14 protein-coding genes and 1 pseudogene are annotated in these 15255 nt (G+C 72.3%); 8 read left to right on the top strand and 7 right to left on the bottom strand.

The genetic code is table 11. The features are described from left to right. Positions 1–219: 219 nt before the first annotated feature. A complete protein-coding gene (locus ACY34J_RS05175) occupies positions 220–594 on the top strand; it encodes an RNA polymerase-binding protein RbpA (protein ID WP_462725283.1) in 375 nt (124 codons plus the stop codon). A gap of 143 nt (positions 595–737) precedes the next feature. Here the strand turns inward: ACY34J_RS05175 and fxsA are convergent, their stop codons facing one another. Further along, a complete protein-coding gene (fxsA, locus tag ACY34J_RS05170) occupies positions 738–1328 on the bottom strand; it encodes an FxsA family membrane protein (RefSeq protein WP_462725282.1) in 591 nt (196 codons plus the stop codon). 184 nt (positions 1329–1512) lie between these two features. On the opposite strand from fxsA, the gene ACY34J_RS05165 reads away from it, so the two are divergent. Both ACY34J_RS05165 and ACY34J_RS05160 read left to right on the top strand, forming a co-directional pair. Next, positions 1513–1749: a WhiB family transcriptional regulator gene (locus ACY34J_RS05165; RefSeq protein WP_462725281.1), complete on the top strand. Its 237-nt coding sequence runs from the start codon at positions 1513–1515 to the stop codon at positions 1747–1749. Between the two features lie 120 nt (positions 1750–1869). After that, positions 1870–2142, top strand: coding sequence for a hypothetical protein (locus ACY34J_RS05160; protein ID WP_462725280.1), 273 nt, complete (start codon positions 1870–1872; stop codon positions 2140–2142). 36 nt (positions 2143–2178) lie between these two features. Here ACY34J_RS05160 and ACY34J_RS05155 read toward each other — a convergent pair whose 3' ends face one another. From ACY34J_RS05155 to ACY34J_RS05135, 5 genes are all read right to left on the bottom strand, one after another. Then, entirely contained in the window at positions 2179–3147 is a 969-nt protein-coding gene (locus tag ACY34J_RS05155) for an LLM class F420-dependent oxidoreductase (protein ID WP_462725279.1), read from the bottom strand. Between the two features lie 300 nt (positions 3148–3447). Beyond that, the gene (locus tag ACY34J_RS05150; RefSeq protein WP_462725278.1) at positions 3448–4263 is read right to left on the bottom strand and encodes a polyprenol monophosphomannose synthase; all 816 of its coding nucleotides are present in this window, start codon (positions 4261–4263) and stop codon (positions 3448–3450) included. Then, on the bottom strand, positions 4260–6056 hold the full coding sequence (gene lnt / locus ACY34J_RS05145) for an apolipoprotein N-acyltransferase (protein WP_462725277.1): 1797 nt from the start codon (positions 6054–6056) through the stop codon (positions 4260–4262). The genes ACY34J_RS05150 and lnt overlap by 4 nt, the downstream gene beginning before the upstream one ends. 635 nt (positions 6057–6691) lie before the next feature. Further along, on the bottom strand, positions 6692–8341 hold the full coding sequence (locus tag ACY34J_RS05140) for an amidohydrolase (RefSeq protein ID WP_462725276.1): 1650 nt from the start codon (positions 8339–8341) through the stop codon (positions 6692–6694). A gap of 45 nt (positions 8342–8386) precedes the next feature. Continuing rightward, a complete protein-coding gene (locus ACY34J_RS05135; protein WP_462725275.1) occupies positions 8387–8827 on the bottom strand; it encodes an Lrp/AsnC family transcriptional regulator in 441 nt (146 codons plus the stop codon). Positions 8828–9225: 398 nt separating this feature from the next. On the opposite strand from ACY34J_RS05135, the gene ACY34J_RS05130 reads away from it, so the two are divergent. Then, on the top strand, positions 9226–9666 hold the full coding sequence (locus ACY34J_RS05130; RefSeq protein ID WP_462725274.1) for a hypothetical protein: 441 nt from the start codon (positions 9226–9228) through the stop codon (positions 9664–9666). A 308-nt stretch (positions 9667–9974) separates the two neighbouring features. Here the strand turns inward: ACY34J_RS05130 and ACY34J_RS05125 are convergent, their stop codons facing one another. Continuing rightward, positions 9975–11147: an acyl-CoA dehydrogenase family protein gene (locus ACY34J_RS05125; RefSeq protein WP_462725273.1), complete on the bottom strand. Its 1173-nt coding sequence runs from the start codon at positions 11145–11147 to the stop codon at positions 9975–9977. A 280-nt stretch (positions 11148–11427) separates the two neighbouring features. Here ACY34J_RS05125 and ACY34J_RS05120 point away from each other — a divergent pair, with 280 nt between their 5' ends. From ACY34J_RS05120 to ACY34J_RS05105, 4 genes and pseudogenes are all read left to right on the top strand, one after another. Continuing rightward, positions 11428–12312 (top strand): SDR family oxidoreductase, encoded by an 885-nt coding sequence (locus tag ACY34J_RS05120; RefSeq protein WP_462725272.1) that lies wholly within the window; start codon positions 11428–11430, stop codon positions 12310–12312. Positions 12313–12698: 386 nt separating this feature from the next. Continuing rightward, positions 12699–13352, top strand: a pseudogene (dhaL, locus tag ACY34J_RS05115) (dihydroxyacetone kinase subunit DhaL); the annotation flags it as partial. Positions 13353–13355: 3 nt separating this feature from the next. Next, positions 13356–13907: a PTS-dependent dihydroxyacetone kinase phosphotransferase subunit DhaM gene (locus ACY34J_RS05110; RefSeq protein ID WP_462725346.1), complete on the top strand. Its 552-nt coding sequence runs from the start codon at positions 13356–13358 to the stop codon at positions 13905–13907. 129 nt (positions 13908–14036) lie between these two features. Continuing rightward, positions 14037–15200, top strand: coding sequence for a PP2C family protein-serine/threonine phosphatase (locus tag ACY34J_RS05105; RefSeq protein ID WP_462725271.1), 1164 nt, complete (start codon positions 14037–14039; stop codon positions 15198–15200). The last annotated feature ends 55 nt before the right edge of the window (positions 15201–15255 follow it).

Here is a 15255-nt window from a genome sequence, read left to right as displayed (position 1 = left end):
ACCCCCGGGCGTACCGTTACTGCGCGCTAAAGCTCCGAAAACGCTGGGTGACATCTGCTGCCAGATGTGACAAACCGGGCGCCGGTGGGTACAAAAAGGGGCGGCACGACGGGCGACGCATGACCCGGAACGGGAATCTTCACCGCCGACCGGACGTTGACCGGATGACAACGACAGCGACACCTGTCCTGTGGGCGAGAAGCCCGGGAGGCACAATTCATGAGTGAGCGAGCTCTCCGCGGCACGCGACTCGTGGTTACCAGCTACGAGACCGACCGCGGCATCGATCTGGCCCCGCGCCAGGCGGTGGAGTACGCATGCCCGAACGGCCATCGATTCGAGATGCCGTTCTCGGTAGAGGCGGAGATTCCGCCGGAGTGGGAGTGCAGGGCGTGCGGCGCTCAGGCGCTCCTGGTGGATGGCGAGGGCCCCGAGGAAAAGAAGGCCAAGCCCGCGCGTACGCATTGGGACATGCTCATGGAGCGGCGGACCCGCGAGGAGCTGGAAGAGGTGCTGGCCGAGAGGCTGGCCGTGCTGCGCTCTGGTGCCATGAACATCGCTGTGCATCCGCGGGACAACCGCAAGTCGGCGTAAAACCGCCCGCGGCGGGCGTACTGACAGCTACGGCCGCGGGCTGTGCGGATACCGGAAGGTGTCCGCACAGCCCGCGGCCGTAGTTATGTGACCGGGGCTCGCCGGTGGCGGGCGCTGGGTGACCAGGGTCACCGACAACCGGCTCAGCGCATGAGCGGCGGGGGCTGCTCGTCGTCGCCCGGCGTGGTACCCCCGGGCCGGTCCTCGCGGATCACCTCGCCCTGGACGACCTTGCCGTCGGGGCGGTGGATCCGGACCTGCTGAAAGAGGTGGCCGAAGGACCCCGGCTGCGCGGTGTGCATCTGCCGGGTCATGGCCCCCTCCAGCCGGCGCCGCAGCAACGACCTGGTCGGCGGGAAGAGGCACAGCAGGCCGGCCACGTCGGATACCAGCCCCGGCACCATCAGCAGCAGGCCGCCCAGCATGGGCAGGGTGTTGCCGGTGCTCTCATCGTTCGCCGTCGCCGGCTCATCGCCGTTCTGTGCCGCCCGAACGTTCGCGGTGAAGCCCCGCCAGGCCCGTCGGCCGGCGCGCTTGATCACGTAGCCGCCGAGCACCGCCCCGGCCAGCAGCAGGAGCAGGACCGTCAGTCCACCGGCCGCGTCGGCCACGAGGGTCAGCAGCCAGATCTCGAGCACGAGCCAGGCAGCGACGGCCAGGGGCACGACGGTGCGGGCGCGCGAGTGCTGCGGCCCGCGGGGCGGCTGGGTCTGGTGCGATGCGCCGGTTGTCATGCCTCCCAGTGTGCCTGTGCTCCGCGGCGGCCCGGGAGGCGGAGAAGGGTTGCGGCGCTGTCATCGGGTACCCGGGCGGCTGATGCCGTCGCACACCGCGACGGCTCGCAGCGGTACGTATCGGCCGACGGGTACCGCTTGCGGTGCACGCCCCGACACAGACAGGAGGAGTGTCTTGTCATCCATGGACTGGCGTCAGAGCGCGGAGTGCCGCGACGAGGACCCAGAGCTGTTCTTCCCGATCAGCGGTAAGGGCCACGGGCTGCGGCAGGTCGAGCAGGCGAAGGCCGTGTGCCGGCGCTGTCGGGTCGCGGCCGAGTGCCTTGACTGGGCCCTGGAAGCGGGGCAGGAGTCCGGGGTCTGGGGCGGCACCAGCGAGGACGAGCGCCGCGTGATGCGGGCCGCCCGGGTCAGGGGCTGACGTGCGGGACTCCCGGCCCTTGCGCTCGGCGACGGTGATCGGGCCGCTGCCTGCATGTTCGTGCACTGCTTCGGGTACGCGCCGCAGTGCACGAACCCCGTGGACGAGTAAGGAGAGGCCATGATCGACCGGCGTACGGACCCGCCGGGTCCGAACGGCTACGGTCACCCGACGCCGGCATCGGATCGCCCGCAGCCCCGGGACCTGCCGGACCAGCAGGCGGACACGACGGACGAGACCCCCGACCGCTGGGACGCCGAGGAACCGCTTCAGCGGGACGCGGCTGAGGAGGAGCTGCCGGACACCGATGTGGCGGGCACCGGGCCTCGGGGCACGCCGGAGCCGGAAGCCGTTCACCCCGAGCAGCCGCCACCACACGAGCCCACGGACTGATCCGCGGACCTCCGCAACGGGTCCCCGCCCCCGCCCTCACCATGCCTCGCGCAGCGCGGGCAGGAGAGTCCTGTGCGCCCAGTCCAGGAAGGCGTGCTGGGTGTCGCCGCCGATCTGCACCATGGCGATCTCGGTGAACCCGGCGTCCACAAAGGGGCGTACGGCTTCGACGAAGGCGCCGGGGTCGTCACCGCAGGGGACGTACGCCGCCACGTCTTCGGGCCTCACGAACCGTGTCGCGGCGTCGAAGGCGGGCGGGCCGGGCAGTTCGGAGTTGACCTTCCATCCACCGCCGAACCAGCGGAACTGCTCATGTGCGCGGCGCACCGCCGCCTCCCGGTCCGGGTCGTAGGCGACCGGCAGCTGCCCCACCCGGGGCTTGCCCGTACCGCCGTACCGGTCGAAGGCGTCGAGCAGTCCGGCCTCGGGCTCGACGGCGACGACGAGATCGGCGAACTGGCCGGCGATCCGGCAGGACTGGTCTCCGGAGACCGCGATGCCGATGGGCGGGGGCGCGTCGGGCAGGTCCCAGAGCTTGGCCGACTCCACATCGAAGTGGGTGCCGCGGTGGTTGACATAGCCGCCGCGGAACAGAGCGCGGATGATCCGCACGGCCTCTTCGAGCATCTCGTGCCGCACATCCACCGACGGCCAGCCGCCGCCCACCACATGCTCGTTGAGGTGCTCGCCCGAGCCGAGGCCGAGCCGGAACCGGCCCTCGGACAGGAGCTGCGCGGTGGCCGCTTTCTGGGCGACGACGGCCGGGTGGTAGCGGAACGTCGGGCAGGTGACATAGGACATCAGCGGGATGCGGGAGGTCGCTTGTGCCGCCGCGCCCAGGACGGTCCACGCGTGCGGGGCGTGGCCCTGGGAGTCCAGCCACGGGAAGTAGTGGTCGGAGGTCACGGAGAAGTCGAACCCGACCTCTTCGGCACGGACGACATGCTCGACAAGGTCCCGCGGCCCGGCCTGTTCGGTCATCATCGTGTAGCCGAATTGCACCATGGGTCCCCAAGTGCCCCTCGGGACTCTGGGGAAACCCGGAGGCCGTCCGGCACACGGGCGGACGCCGGACGGCCCGCGGGGCTCCGCCCCAGACTCCTGGGCCGGGCTCCGCCGCGCGGCCGACCCCCGGATCGCTCCTGCGACATGGGGGTGCCCCAGTGCCGCTCCTCCGGGCCGGTCGGCCCGGCCTCAGCGGTAGCCGGGGGCGGGGCCGGTCGGCCCGGCCTCAGCGGTAGCCGGGGGCGCCGGCGGGCACAGCCGCCGCCGGCGGAGGCTGCGGAGAAGATCCCCGGACAGGCCTTATGAACGCTTGCGGCCGAGCAGGCGGTTCATGCGCGAGCCCACACCCCAGGCAGTGACTCGCCACAGCGCCTCGGCGACGATGTCACGGCTCATCTTGCTGTCGCCGCGCACGCGCTCGACGAAGGTGATGGGGACCTCGACCACGTGGAAGCGCGACTTCACGGCCCGCCATGCCAGATCGACCTGGAAGCAGTAGCCCTGGGAGGCGACCTCGTCCATGCCCAGGCCCTCCAGGGTCTCCCTGCGGAAGGCCCGGTAGCCGCCTGTCACATCCCGGAGGGGTACGTCGAGCATCAGCCGGGAGTACGTGCTGCCGCCGCGGGACAGGAACTCCCGGTACTTCGGCCAGTTGACGACCCGGCCACCGGGGACCCAACGCGACCCCAGGACCAGGTCGGCGTTCTTCAGGGCGGTCAGCAACCGGGGCAGTTCCTCGGGCTGGTGGGAGCCGTCGGCGTCCATCTCGACGAGCACGCCGTAGCCGTGCTCCAGGCCCCAGTGGAAGCCCGCGAGATAGGCGGCGCCCAGGCCCTCCTTGCCCCTGCGGTGCAGCACGTGGACGTGGTCGTCGGTGGCCGCGAGCTCGTCGGCGAGCTTGCCGGTGCCGTCCGGGCTGTTGTCGTCGGTGACGAGGACGTGTGCGTCCGGCACGGCTTCCCGCACCCGGGTGACGATCGGCTTGACGTTCTCGGCCTCGTTGTAGGTCGGGATGATCACCAGGACCGTGCCGAGCGGGCCGTACTGCCTCCCCTGGGCTCCTCCCCCGGCCACCGCCGGGGACGCCCCCAGTGGAACCCCACTGCCATCTTTCACTGCTGCCCCTTCTCCTCCGTACGTCCCCGTCGGCCGAGCATGATCGCTGCAGCGCAGGACAGAAGGCCCACGATAGCGAGAGCCCACTCGGGACCTGCGCCGACGCGGTCGGCGACCGTCGTGTCGTCACGCAACGGGAGGCGTGTGGTGATGACCTGGCGGGTGAACTCCGGACTGCGCTGCCGCACGGTGCCGTCGGGCGCCACGACGGCGCTGATACCGCTGGTGGCCGCGGTGACGACGGCGCGGCCGTGCTCGACCGCGCGCAGCTTGGACATGGCCAGTTGCTGCTCGGGCTGGCCGGTGCGTCCGTAGGTGGCGTTGTTGGTCTGGACGACCAGGGCGCGGGCGCCCGCGACCGCGGTGTCGCGGACGATCTCGTCGTACGCCACCTCGAAGCAGATGACGTCGCCGAGCCGGGCCGGGCCGACGTGGAGGACGCCGGTGTGATCGCCGGGGTAGAAGTCGTGCGGGACACGCTGCAGCCGGCTGATGACCTTGCCGAGCTGCTGCCGGAAGGGGACGTACTCGCCGAAGGGCACGGGGTGCTGCTTGGTGTACGAGGCGCCGGGTCCCTTCCTGGGGTCCCAGACGATGCCCTGGTTCTCGATGTAGCCCTGCCGGCCGGGGTGGTCGACGAGGGCGCCGACCAGGACGGGCACGCCGATCGCGTTCACCGCCTCCTGGATCCGGCCGTACGCCTGCGGGTACTGGAAGGGGTCGAGGTCGGAGGAGTTCTCGGGCCAGATCACCAGGTCCGGCTTGGCGGTGCGGCCGGCCTGCACGTCCTGGGCCAGGTCGAGGGTGGCCTCGACGTGGTTGTTGAGGATCTTCATGGGCCGGCCGAGGAAGTCCATGCCGGGCTGCTGGACGTTGCCCTGGACGACGGCGATGTTCACGGTGTCGTCGGCGTCGGTGGGCACGGGGACGGCGAAGCCGGCGCCCGCGACCACCGCGGCGAGGGCAGCGGCTCCGGCGGCCGGGAGGGCCGCCCGTGCGCTCCGCGGGCCGCGGAGAGGCCGCGCGGCCGCGACGGCCGCCGCGGCGAGCAAGGTGCCGCTCAGTGCGACGGCGAAGGTGACGAGCGGGGCGCCGCCGAGGGCGGCGAGCGGTGTGAACGGCGATCCGGTGTTGGCGAACGCGAGGCGGCCCCAAGGGAATCCGCCGAAGGGAACCCGGTCCCGGGCCCACTCCTCGGCGACCCACAGGCAGGCCGCCCACAACGGCCACAGCGGCAGCCGGGAGGTCAGCGCCAGGCACGCGCCCAGTCCGACGAGGAAGACGGCCTCGACGAGGGAGAGGCCGAACACCGCGTCGTAGCCGACGACATGCAGCCAGCGCAGCAGCACGAAGAAGAACGGCAGACCGAAGGCCAGGCCCGTCCAGGCGCCCTGCCGGACGGTACGGCCACGGGTGAGCAGACTCAGCGCCGCGACGGCGAGCACGGACAGCGGCCAGAGGTCGTACGGCGGGAAGGCCACGGCGAGCGCCACTCCGGCCACGGCCGCCGCGAGGCTGCGGGGCGTCTCGCGGCGCACGGTCTGTACGGCGCGCCGCGCCCGGCCGGGCCTGGATGTGCCGGCGGGCGGCTGCACGGCGGCATCAGCGGCGTCCGACGCGACGCGTGCCGGGTCTTCCGGCCGGTCGGCCCGGCGGGAAGCCGTTCTGGCGGTGTCCGCCCCGGGACGTGCAGCGGGGCCGGAGGCGGCTCCTGCCGGGTCCGCCGCGATGTCGCGGCGAGGGGTGCTGCCGGACGACAGATGGGCGGCGGTGGTGTCAGAGCCCGAGGGCACGGTCAGCGGCCTTCCTGCAGGTGATGCGGTGGTGAGGCGACGGTACCTCGATCAGGCGTGCTGCGGAGTGCCAGGCCGACAAGCGTTCCGGAGCAACTGGGTCCGGTTCCGGGCCGTCGGGCCGCGAAGTCCTTCGTTACCGGCTCGGGTCCGCCCCGCTGGTGAGAAGCGCACGTGCGCCATCCCTCGCAGCCCGGCCTCTGCGCTGACGCGCGCCGACGGCGCTGCCGCTTCGGATCGGGGCCCGGCGCCCTTCGGGCCGACCTGGGACCCGCTGGCTGCGGGTCGACCGAGTGCCGTTGTCTACTGAGCGTCCGGGCCCCACCCGGGTCGCACCTGCCGACCGGCCGGATCCGTCCCCCGCCCCCGTGGCGCGGGCACTGGACCTGGCTCCCAGTGGTGGTGCACCGCGCGGCACACCACCCCCTGGCCCAGCGGCGTTCGGCGACTGCGTGGAGGTTCCCCGGTCGGGCGTCCAGTGGTGGACTCGGCCGAACCTACCGGCCGTCGACCGCTCCCTGTCAACAGCCGTTTGACCTGCGGTGATGCCTCGATTCGCCAGGTCAGCGACGAAGATCCGCAGGTAGCGCGACGGGGCGCCGGCACGACTTTCGGTGGCGCGCCACCCCAGGACGTCACTCGTTCGGCCGTGCGTAGACCGTACGTCCGCCCACTACGGTCCGCAGGCACACCGGCAGTGGTCCGCCGGGGGTGAGGTCGGGAAGGCCGGGGGTGCCCGAGCGTGGGTCGGTGGACCAGCGCGCGACCCGGTCGTCGGGGGCCTGGACGAGCAGTTCGCCCGCTCGCCAGACGGCGTAGTCGGCGGGGGCGCCGGGGACGAGCACGCCCGCGTCGTCGCGTCCGACGGCCCGCCAGCCGCCCCGCGTGTGGGCGGTGAAGGCGGCGCGTACGGAGATCCGGTGCTCGGGGGTGCGGTGGAAGGCCGCGGCGCGCACGGTCCCCCACGGGTCGAGCGGGGTGACCGGGCTGTCCGAGCCGAGGGCGAGCGGAACACCGGCCCGCAGCAGGGCCGCGTACGGGTTCAGGGTGCGGGCCCGCTCACGGCCCAGACGCTGGGCGTACATGCCGTCCTCGCCGCCCCAGGCGGCGTCGAAGGCGGGCTGGACGGAGGCGGTCAGCCCGAGTTCCGCGAACGTCGCGATCGTCTCCGGGGTGAGCATCTCGGCGTGTTCGACGCGGTGCCGGGCGGCCCGGACGCGCGCCAGGCCGAGCTGCTGCGAGGCGGCCCGTACGCCGTCCGCGACGGTGGTCAGCGCGGCGTCTCCGATGGCGTGGAAACCGGCCTGCAGCCCGGCTTCCGTACAGGCCGCGACATGGGCGGCGACCGCTGCGGCGTCGAGATACGCGGTACCGCTGTGGGGAGCGTCGGCGTACGGCGTGTGGAGGCAGGCGGTGTGCGAGCCGAGGGAGCCGTCGACGAACAGGTCCCCGGCCGCGCCGATGGCGCCGATCTCGCGGATCCGGTCGGCGCCCTTGGCGTCGGTGACCGGCTCGGCCCAGTAGCCGAGGACGCGGGGGCCTGGCTCCGTGGCGGCCAGGCGCAGCAGTCCGGCGAGGTCCTCCTCGTCACTGATGTCGGGACCGGCGCACTCGTGGAGCGAGCCGATACCGAGGGAGGCGGCGCGGTGCAGGGCGGCCCGCTGCGCCTCGGTGCGCTGCGCCGGGGTGATGGCGGCATGGGCGGTGCGCCGTACGGCGTGGTGGGCGTCGCCGGTGAGCGGCGCGTCGGGGCGGTACCCGGGCAGGTCGGCGACCCCGGGGACGAGATCCAGCATGGCGCTGGTGACCACCGCCGAGTGCACATCTACGCGTGTGAGGTAGAGGGGGCGTCCGCCGGCGGCCTCGTCCAGCTCCGCACGGGAGGGGGGCCGCTGCTCGGGCCAGCGTGTGGCGTCCCAGCCGTGGCCGAGGAGGACGGTGTCCGAGGGGCGCGCTGCGGCATGGGCGCGGACGCGGTCCAGTGCCTCGGACAGCGTCCGGGCGCCGGCGAGATCGAGGCCGGTGAGGGCGAGACCGGTGGCGGTGGTGTGGACGTGCGCATCGGTGAAGGCGGGGGTGACCAGCGCTCCGTCGAGGTGAACGACCTCGTCGACGCCGTCGGCGAAGGCGTCCGCCGCCCCCTCGGACCCGACCCAGGCCACGCTGCCGCGCTCGACGACCATGGCCGTGGCGAAGGGGTCGGCAGGGCTGTGCACCGTCCCTCCGCGCAGCAGCACGGTGCGGATGTCGTCCCTGTCGTCCCTGTTCGCGGGGGTCTCACTCATGGTGACCAGTCTCTCGCCCCGCCCGGCCGCGCCGGGGACCGGGGGTCAGATGCGCGGCGGGCGGGCCTCGTACGGCGTGGACAGCACGACGGTGGTGCGGGTGGAGACGCCGGACTTGGAACGGATCCGGGCGAGGAGGTTCTCCAGCTCAGCCGGTGTGGCGACGCGCACCTTGAGGATGTAGTTCTCGTCGCCCGCGACGCTGTGGCAGGCCTCGATCTCCGCGATGTCCGCGAGGCGGTCGGCGATGTCGTCCGGGGCGCTCGGGTCGAAGGGCTTCACCGAGATGAACGCGGTGAGCGGGAGGCCCACGGCCTCGGGGTCCACCACGGCGGCGTAACCGCGGATGACCCCCCGCTGCTCCAGCCTGCGGACACGCTGATGCACCGCCGACGTGGACAGGCCGGTGGCCTTGCCCAGGTCGGTGTAGCTCATCCGTCCGTCCTTGACGAGCAATTCCACAATCTGCCGATCGAGTTCCTCCACAGCGCAAGAACCTACAGGGACCCGCATGCCTTGGCACACCTTCGATCCGCAGGTCTCGGACCCTGGACAGCCGGTGCGGCGCTGTCAGCGCGTCCTTGGACAAGACCGCCCGGTGGCAGCCGATCCCTCCTCCCGGGGCTTCAGCGGCGCGAGCGCGGATCACCACTGACGCGCCCGTGCCCCGCCCTGTCCGCGACGCCCTCGAGGGCGTCCGCCGCGGGTGCTTGAAGGGGCTCGCATTCCAGGAGTGGGCACCTGCGAACGGCATGTGACGAACGACACAGCCTCGCGGCAGTGTCCACCGGAGTGCCGCGATTACCCGCTCGGCCTGCAGGGAAATGCTTGCTGTGGTCGAGGCCGCAGCGCCTTGTCGGCCCAACCGAGGGGGAGATGAACCCATGAAGAGTGTGAAGCGTCCGACTCGCAGCGACCGCACCCAGCCCGCTCCCGCCGGCGCGGAACTCGGGTCGGAGAGCGTTGATGCGGCCGAAGACGTCGACGAGGACGGTTTCGACATCGACGAGACCTATGAGATCTTCCGGGTGATCTGCCCGGACTGCGCGCGGCCGATCGCGCTGCTCGCCGACGAGGACGTCCTTCCGGAGCATGCGCTGTGCCCGTCGCCGTGGAATCCGTTCGGCCTGACGGTGTGCGCCGGCTCCGGACGTGGGGTCGCGGAGACGGCGCCCGCGGACGACTCGCTGGACGCCCAGGAGCAGGACGCGGCACTGCTGTTGACGCTGCCGGAGAGCCTGGACTGGCGTAGGCAGCCGTTCTCGCACATCGGCGGGCCGGGGTCGCGGCCCATCCGGGTGCCGCGGATGCGCGCCCGAAGGTAGCCGCCCGCCTCACTCCGCAGGGGCGCCGTCACCCGTGCGCCCCTCCACACCCCCTCCAGGCTCGCCCGGGTGCCCAACCTGGCCGCTGCAGCACCTCATTGACGCTGCGCCAGGAAGGCTGCGTAACCGGGGCTTGATATGCCCATCGCCTCCGACTGACGGCCCACCCGCCCGGCCGCCCGGCCCATGTGCCGTCGGCCGGTGCTGGCTGTTTCCACCCATCCGCCCCGATGTATGCGGCGCCGCCTGGGAAGGACGCCGCAACAAGCAGGGTGACCAGGTGGGTTGGGGCAGTGGGCCGCGCAGCGTCAGCGGGACTCGGGACCCGCGATGTGACGGGCCACCACCATGCGCTGGATCTGGTTGGTGCCCTCCACGATCTGCAGGACCTTCGCCTCGCGCATATAGCGCTCCACGGGGAAGTCGGCGGTGTAGCCGTAGCCGCCGAGGAGTTGCACCGCGTCGGTCGTGATCCGCATCGCCGCGTCCGTACAGAACAGCTTGGCCATCGCCGCCTGCTTGGCGAAGGGCTTGCCCTCGTCGCGCCGGCGCGCGGCCGCGAGGTAGAGGGCCCGGCCCGCCTCGATCTGGGTGGCCATGTCGGCGAGTATGAAGCGCAGTCCCTGGAAGTCGGCGATGGGGCGGCCGAACTGCTGCCGGGTGGCGGTGTACTCCAGTGCCTCGTTCAGGGCCGCCTGGGCCACGCCGATCGCACAGGCGGCGATGCCCAGTCGCCCGGAGTCGAGGGCCGACAGGGCGATCGTGAATCCCTGGCCCTCCTCGCCAAGGCGGCGGGCGTCGGGCACCTGGACCCCGTCGAAGTGGACCTGGGCGGTGATCGAGCCCTTCATGCCCATCTTGCGCTCGGGGGCAGCGGCGGACAGCCCCGGGGCGTCGCCGGGAACGAGGAACGCCGTGATTCCGCGGGGGCCTTCGCCGCCCGTCCGGGCCAGGACGGTGTAGAAGTCGGCGATCCCGCCGTGGGTGATCCAGGCCTTGGTGCCGGTGATGGTCCAGGTGTCGCCGTCGCGTACCGCTCGGGTGCGCAGCGAGGCGGCGTCGGAGCCGGAGGCCGGCTCGGAGAGGCAGTAGGCACCCAGCAACCCGCCGCCCAGCATGGCGGGAAAGTGCTCGGCGCGCTGCTCCTTGCTGCCGAAGACGGCCAGCGCGTGGCAGGCGAGGGTGTGGACGCTGACGCCGAGGCCGACGGTGAGGCGGGCCGCGGCAAGCTCCTCGAGAACCTGCAGATAGACCTCGTACGGCTGGTCACCGCCGCCGTACTCCTCGGGGTAGGGCAGACCGAGCAGGCCGGATTCGGAGAGCAGGGTGAAGATTTCGCGCGGGAAGCGGCCCGCTTCCTCGTCCTCTGCCGCCTTGGGGGCGATCTCCCGCTGGACGAGCTCGGATACGAGCGCGAACAGATCCCGTGCCTCCTCGGTGGGCAGTTGGCGTTCCACCGGCTGTGGGGCGTGGTCGGGCATGGCGGCGCTCTCCTCCCTGTAGGGCGCTACGGCGGTCGCGCGCCGGAGATGTGGCGGCGCCGCAAAAGGTGATGCTGTAGAACTGACGCTGCCGTTCCGGATCACGGAAGCGGCTGCTCAGCGGCTGTGGCGCGTTGAGTATGCCCCATCGAGGGCGCCTCGTCACGGGGCTGCCGGGAGCCGGCGGACGGCACCGGATCATGGGGCCTGTTTTCGGGTGACAGCGCGGGGAACCCGCCGGTTCCCCGCGGTTTGCAGTCCCCACCGAAGGGCGCCCGCCATGAGCGACCAGCACCGGCAGTACCCCGGCGAGCAGTACCCTCAGCCCAGCTTTCCCGAGCAGGAACAGCCGCACCCGGGATGGACCGACCGCATGGAGCCGCGGCCCGACCACGGCGAGTCCACCTACCGCGGCAGCGGAAAGCTGACAGACCGGCGGACCGTGGTCACCGGCGGCGATTCGGGGATCGGCCGGGCGGTGGCGCTCGCCTTCGCCCGTGAGGGCGCGGATGTGCTGTTCACCTACCTGACACAGGAGGAGAAGGAAGCACAGGAGACGACGCGCCTGCTGGAGGAGGCGGGCCGGCGGGCGGTCGCGGTGTCCTGCGACATCCGCGAGGAAGGCGAGTGCCGGCGCCTGGTCGACCGGGCGGAGCGGGAGTTCGGACGCATCGACGTCCTGGTGAACAACGCCGCCTTCCAGATGGCCCGGACCGAGGGCATCGAGGGCATCACGACCGAGCAGTTCGACCGGGTGATGCGCACCAACGTGTACGGGATGTTCTGGCTGTGCAAGATGTCCCTGCCGCATATCCCCGAGGGCGGCAGCATCATCAACACCACATCCGTCCAGGCCTACAAGCCCAGTCCCCCGCTGCTGGACTACGCGACCACCAAGGGTGCCATCGTCACCTTCACCCAGGGCCTGGCCAAGGACCTCGCCGAACGGGGCATCCGCGTCAACGCTGTCGCCCCTGGCCCGGTGTGGACCCCGCTGATCCCCGCGACCATGCCGGAAACCTCCGAGTTCGGGGAGCAGTCCCCGCTCGGGCGCCCGGCGCAGCCGGCCGAGATGGCTCCGGCGTACGTCTTTCTCGCCTCCGAGGACGCGACCTACATCACCGCCGAGATCCTCAACGCCACCGGCGGAACTCCCCTGCCATAGCACTGGCATCGCGAGCCGAGATCTCATGGGACCGCCTGCGATGGCTCATGGGTTCCGGGCTGCCACTCGATCATCACGGGGCTCTCGACCGGCCGACCTGCCGGCCGGCGAGCTGTCGACATCCAGGGACTGGCCGTCCGGCCCCCGCCGGGCACACTCGCATCCGTCATGAAGTCACTTTATTGCGTAAATGTCGGACAGGTTCTTTGACCGCTTCGGCGCTCACGCCTCTCACACGGGAGCGCCCGAAGCCCATGGCGGCACAGGGGACTGAACGGCGGCCACGGGAGCAGACTGGGGCCGTACGGTCGGTGCGGGGGTATGAGCCGTGTCCACCTGCCCCGGCCACGCGCACAGTGTCCGTCTCTGCCGAGGAGTTCCCGCCCATGACCGTTCCTCCGGGCAACGCCGCAGTCCTCGACGCACCCTTCTTCCGGCGCTGGCTGGACCGGGCCACGGAAGTGATCGCAGAGCAGGCCGCGTATCTCACCGAGCTCGACTCGGCCATCGGCGACGCTGACCACGGTGTCAACCTCAAGCGCGGCTTCACCTCCGCCCAGGCAGTCGTGGCCGCCGAGGAGCCCACCACGCCGGGCGCGTTGCTGAAGGTCTTCGGTACCCATTTGACCAGCACGGTCGGTGGCGCCTCCGGACCGCTGTACGGCACGGTGCTGCGCCGCGCGGGGCGGGCGCTGGGGGACGAGGCGGCCGTGAGCGCCGAGGCACTGGGTGAGGCGCTGTCCGCGGCGGTGGCCGGGGTGCAGCGACTGGGCAACTCCGCGCCCGGCGACAAGACGATGGTCGACGCGCTCGCGCCCGCCGCCGAGGCGTACGCCGCTGCGCTGGCGGGTGGTGCGCAGCTGACCGACGCACTGGCCACGGCCGCGCGCGCCGCGCGCGACGGCGCTGAGGCCACGATCCCGATGCTCGCCCGCCGGGGCCGTGCGAGCTATCTGGGTGAGCGCAGCGTCGGCCACAAGGACCCGGGGGCCGCTTCCTCCGCCCTGCTGATCACAGCCCTGTACGACGCCCTCACCGAGCCGGTGGCCGAGGCCGGGGCCGCCGCCGGGGGCCAGGCTGAGGCCCTCCCCCGGGGCGAAACCACGGCGGGCGAGCGGGCTGGTGGCGCCGCACCCGCGGAGGCCGGCCAGGTCCCGGCCGGCCCGCGCGGGGCCACAGCCGAAGAGCAGGGCCGCGTCGGCGTCGTGCTCGTCTCGCACAGCCGCGAGGTCGCCGAAGCCACCGCCGATCTGGCCCGGGCCCTGGTCGGCACGGGCGACCCGGCGCCGATCGCCGCCGCGGGCGGCGGCGACGACGGCGGCATCGGCACCAGCGCCACGCTGATCCGGACCGCGATCAAGCGCGTCGACGCGGGCCGGGGCGTCGTCGTGCTGTGCGACATGGGCAGCGCGGTGCTGACGGTCAAGGCGCTGCAGACCGAGACCGGCGCGGGTGCCCTGCCGCCCGGCGTACGGATCGCGGACTCGCCATTCGTGGAGGGCGCGGTGGCCGCGCTGGTCACGGCATCGACCGGGGCGGACATGGATGCGGTACTCGCGGCGGCGGACGACGCCCGCGCCTATCGGAAGGCCTGATCGCTCCCGCCTTCTTGAAAGCGCTGAAAGAGCAGGCACTGGCGCCTGCAGGGAGGTCCGGGTGGCCGCCGGTCACCCAGCGTGCCAGCCTGGGGAGCGTCCATCCTCGTACGCGGAGGTCGCCACCCGGTGCCGAGCATCTCCCGCGACCGCGTTGCCGCCAGGCGCCGTGCCCATCGGCCGGGACGTGGCGCCTACGCACTGGTGCTGCTCTACCTGCTTGGCGTCGTCATCGCCGACGGAGTCACGACAGAGGACGTACGGCTGGATGTGTATGCCGCCGCCGCCCCGATAGCCGCCGCGGCGCTGTGTACGTACCGGCAGACCGTGTTCATCGCGGCGGTCGACCTCGCGGCCATGGTGATCATTCATAGCGTCCTCCCCGAGCAGACTTCGGGGATCAACCGGTTCGCGGCCATCTTCGGCAACGTTCTGATCGTCACCGCGAGCATCGCCGTCGCCAGACTGCGCCGGGAGCGCGAGAGCCTGCTCGAACGGGTGCGCCGCACCGGCGAGACCGCCCAGCGCGCCCTGCTGCGCGAGCTGCCCCTGCGGACCGAGGACGCCACGGTGCACGGCTTCTATGTCTCCGCGCAGCAGGACGCCCTCGTGGGCGGGGACATCTACGAGGCGGTGGAGACCCCGTACGGCACCCGTATGACGATCGGTGACGTCCAGGGCAAAGGGCTGGGGGCGCTGGGCACCGGTTCCGCGGTCCTCACCGCCTTCCGCGAGGCGGCTTACCACCGGCGCAGCCTGGAGAGCGTGGTGGCGGCGATGGAGGAGGGGCTGTACCGCCATTACCGTGCGGCGGCCGGGGAGGACGACAACCGGTTTGTCACGGCTCTGGTGTTCGGCACTGAGCAGACCGGCCGGGGGAAGGATCGCGACGGCGCGGGGACCGTAGCGCTGTCCCTCGTCGGCTGCGGCCACGGGGCGGCGCACGTCCTGGCCCCCGACGGCACCGTGAGCGAGCTCCCGCCCGACGACCCGGGCCTGCCGCTGGGCCTCGGTGAGCTGGACGCGCAGGTACGCCGGGCCCAGCGGGTGGAGCTGTCGAAGGGCAGCCGCCTGCTGGCGTGCACCGACGGGGTGACGGAGGCGCGCAACGCGGCAGGAGAGTTCTATCCGCTGGCCGCCCGCCTCGACCAGTGGGCCAACCTCCCCAGCCCTGACCTGCTGCGCCGGCTCCAGGAGGACCTGCTCGCGTACACCGGCGGCAGGCTGGATGACGATGTGGCCGTGTTGGTCCTCGACCCGGCCACCGACACGAACAGCGCGCCTGACAAGTGATCACGCTCCTGCCCCGCGCCGATGGCCGGGCTGGTTACGCTGGGTGCGAAGACGG

Source organism: Streptomyces sp. HSS9-12 (assembly GCF_054963655.1).
This window is presented reverse-complemented; position numbering and strand designations above follow the sequence as displayed.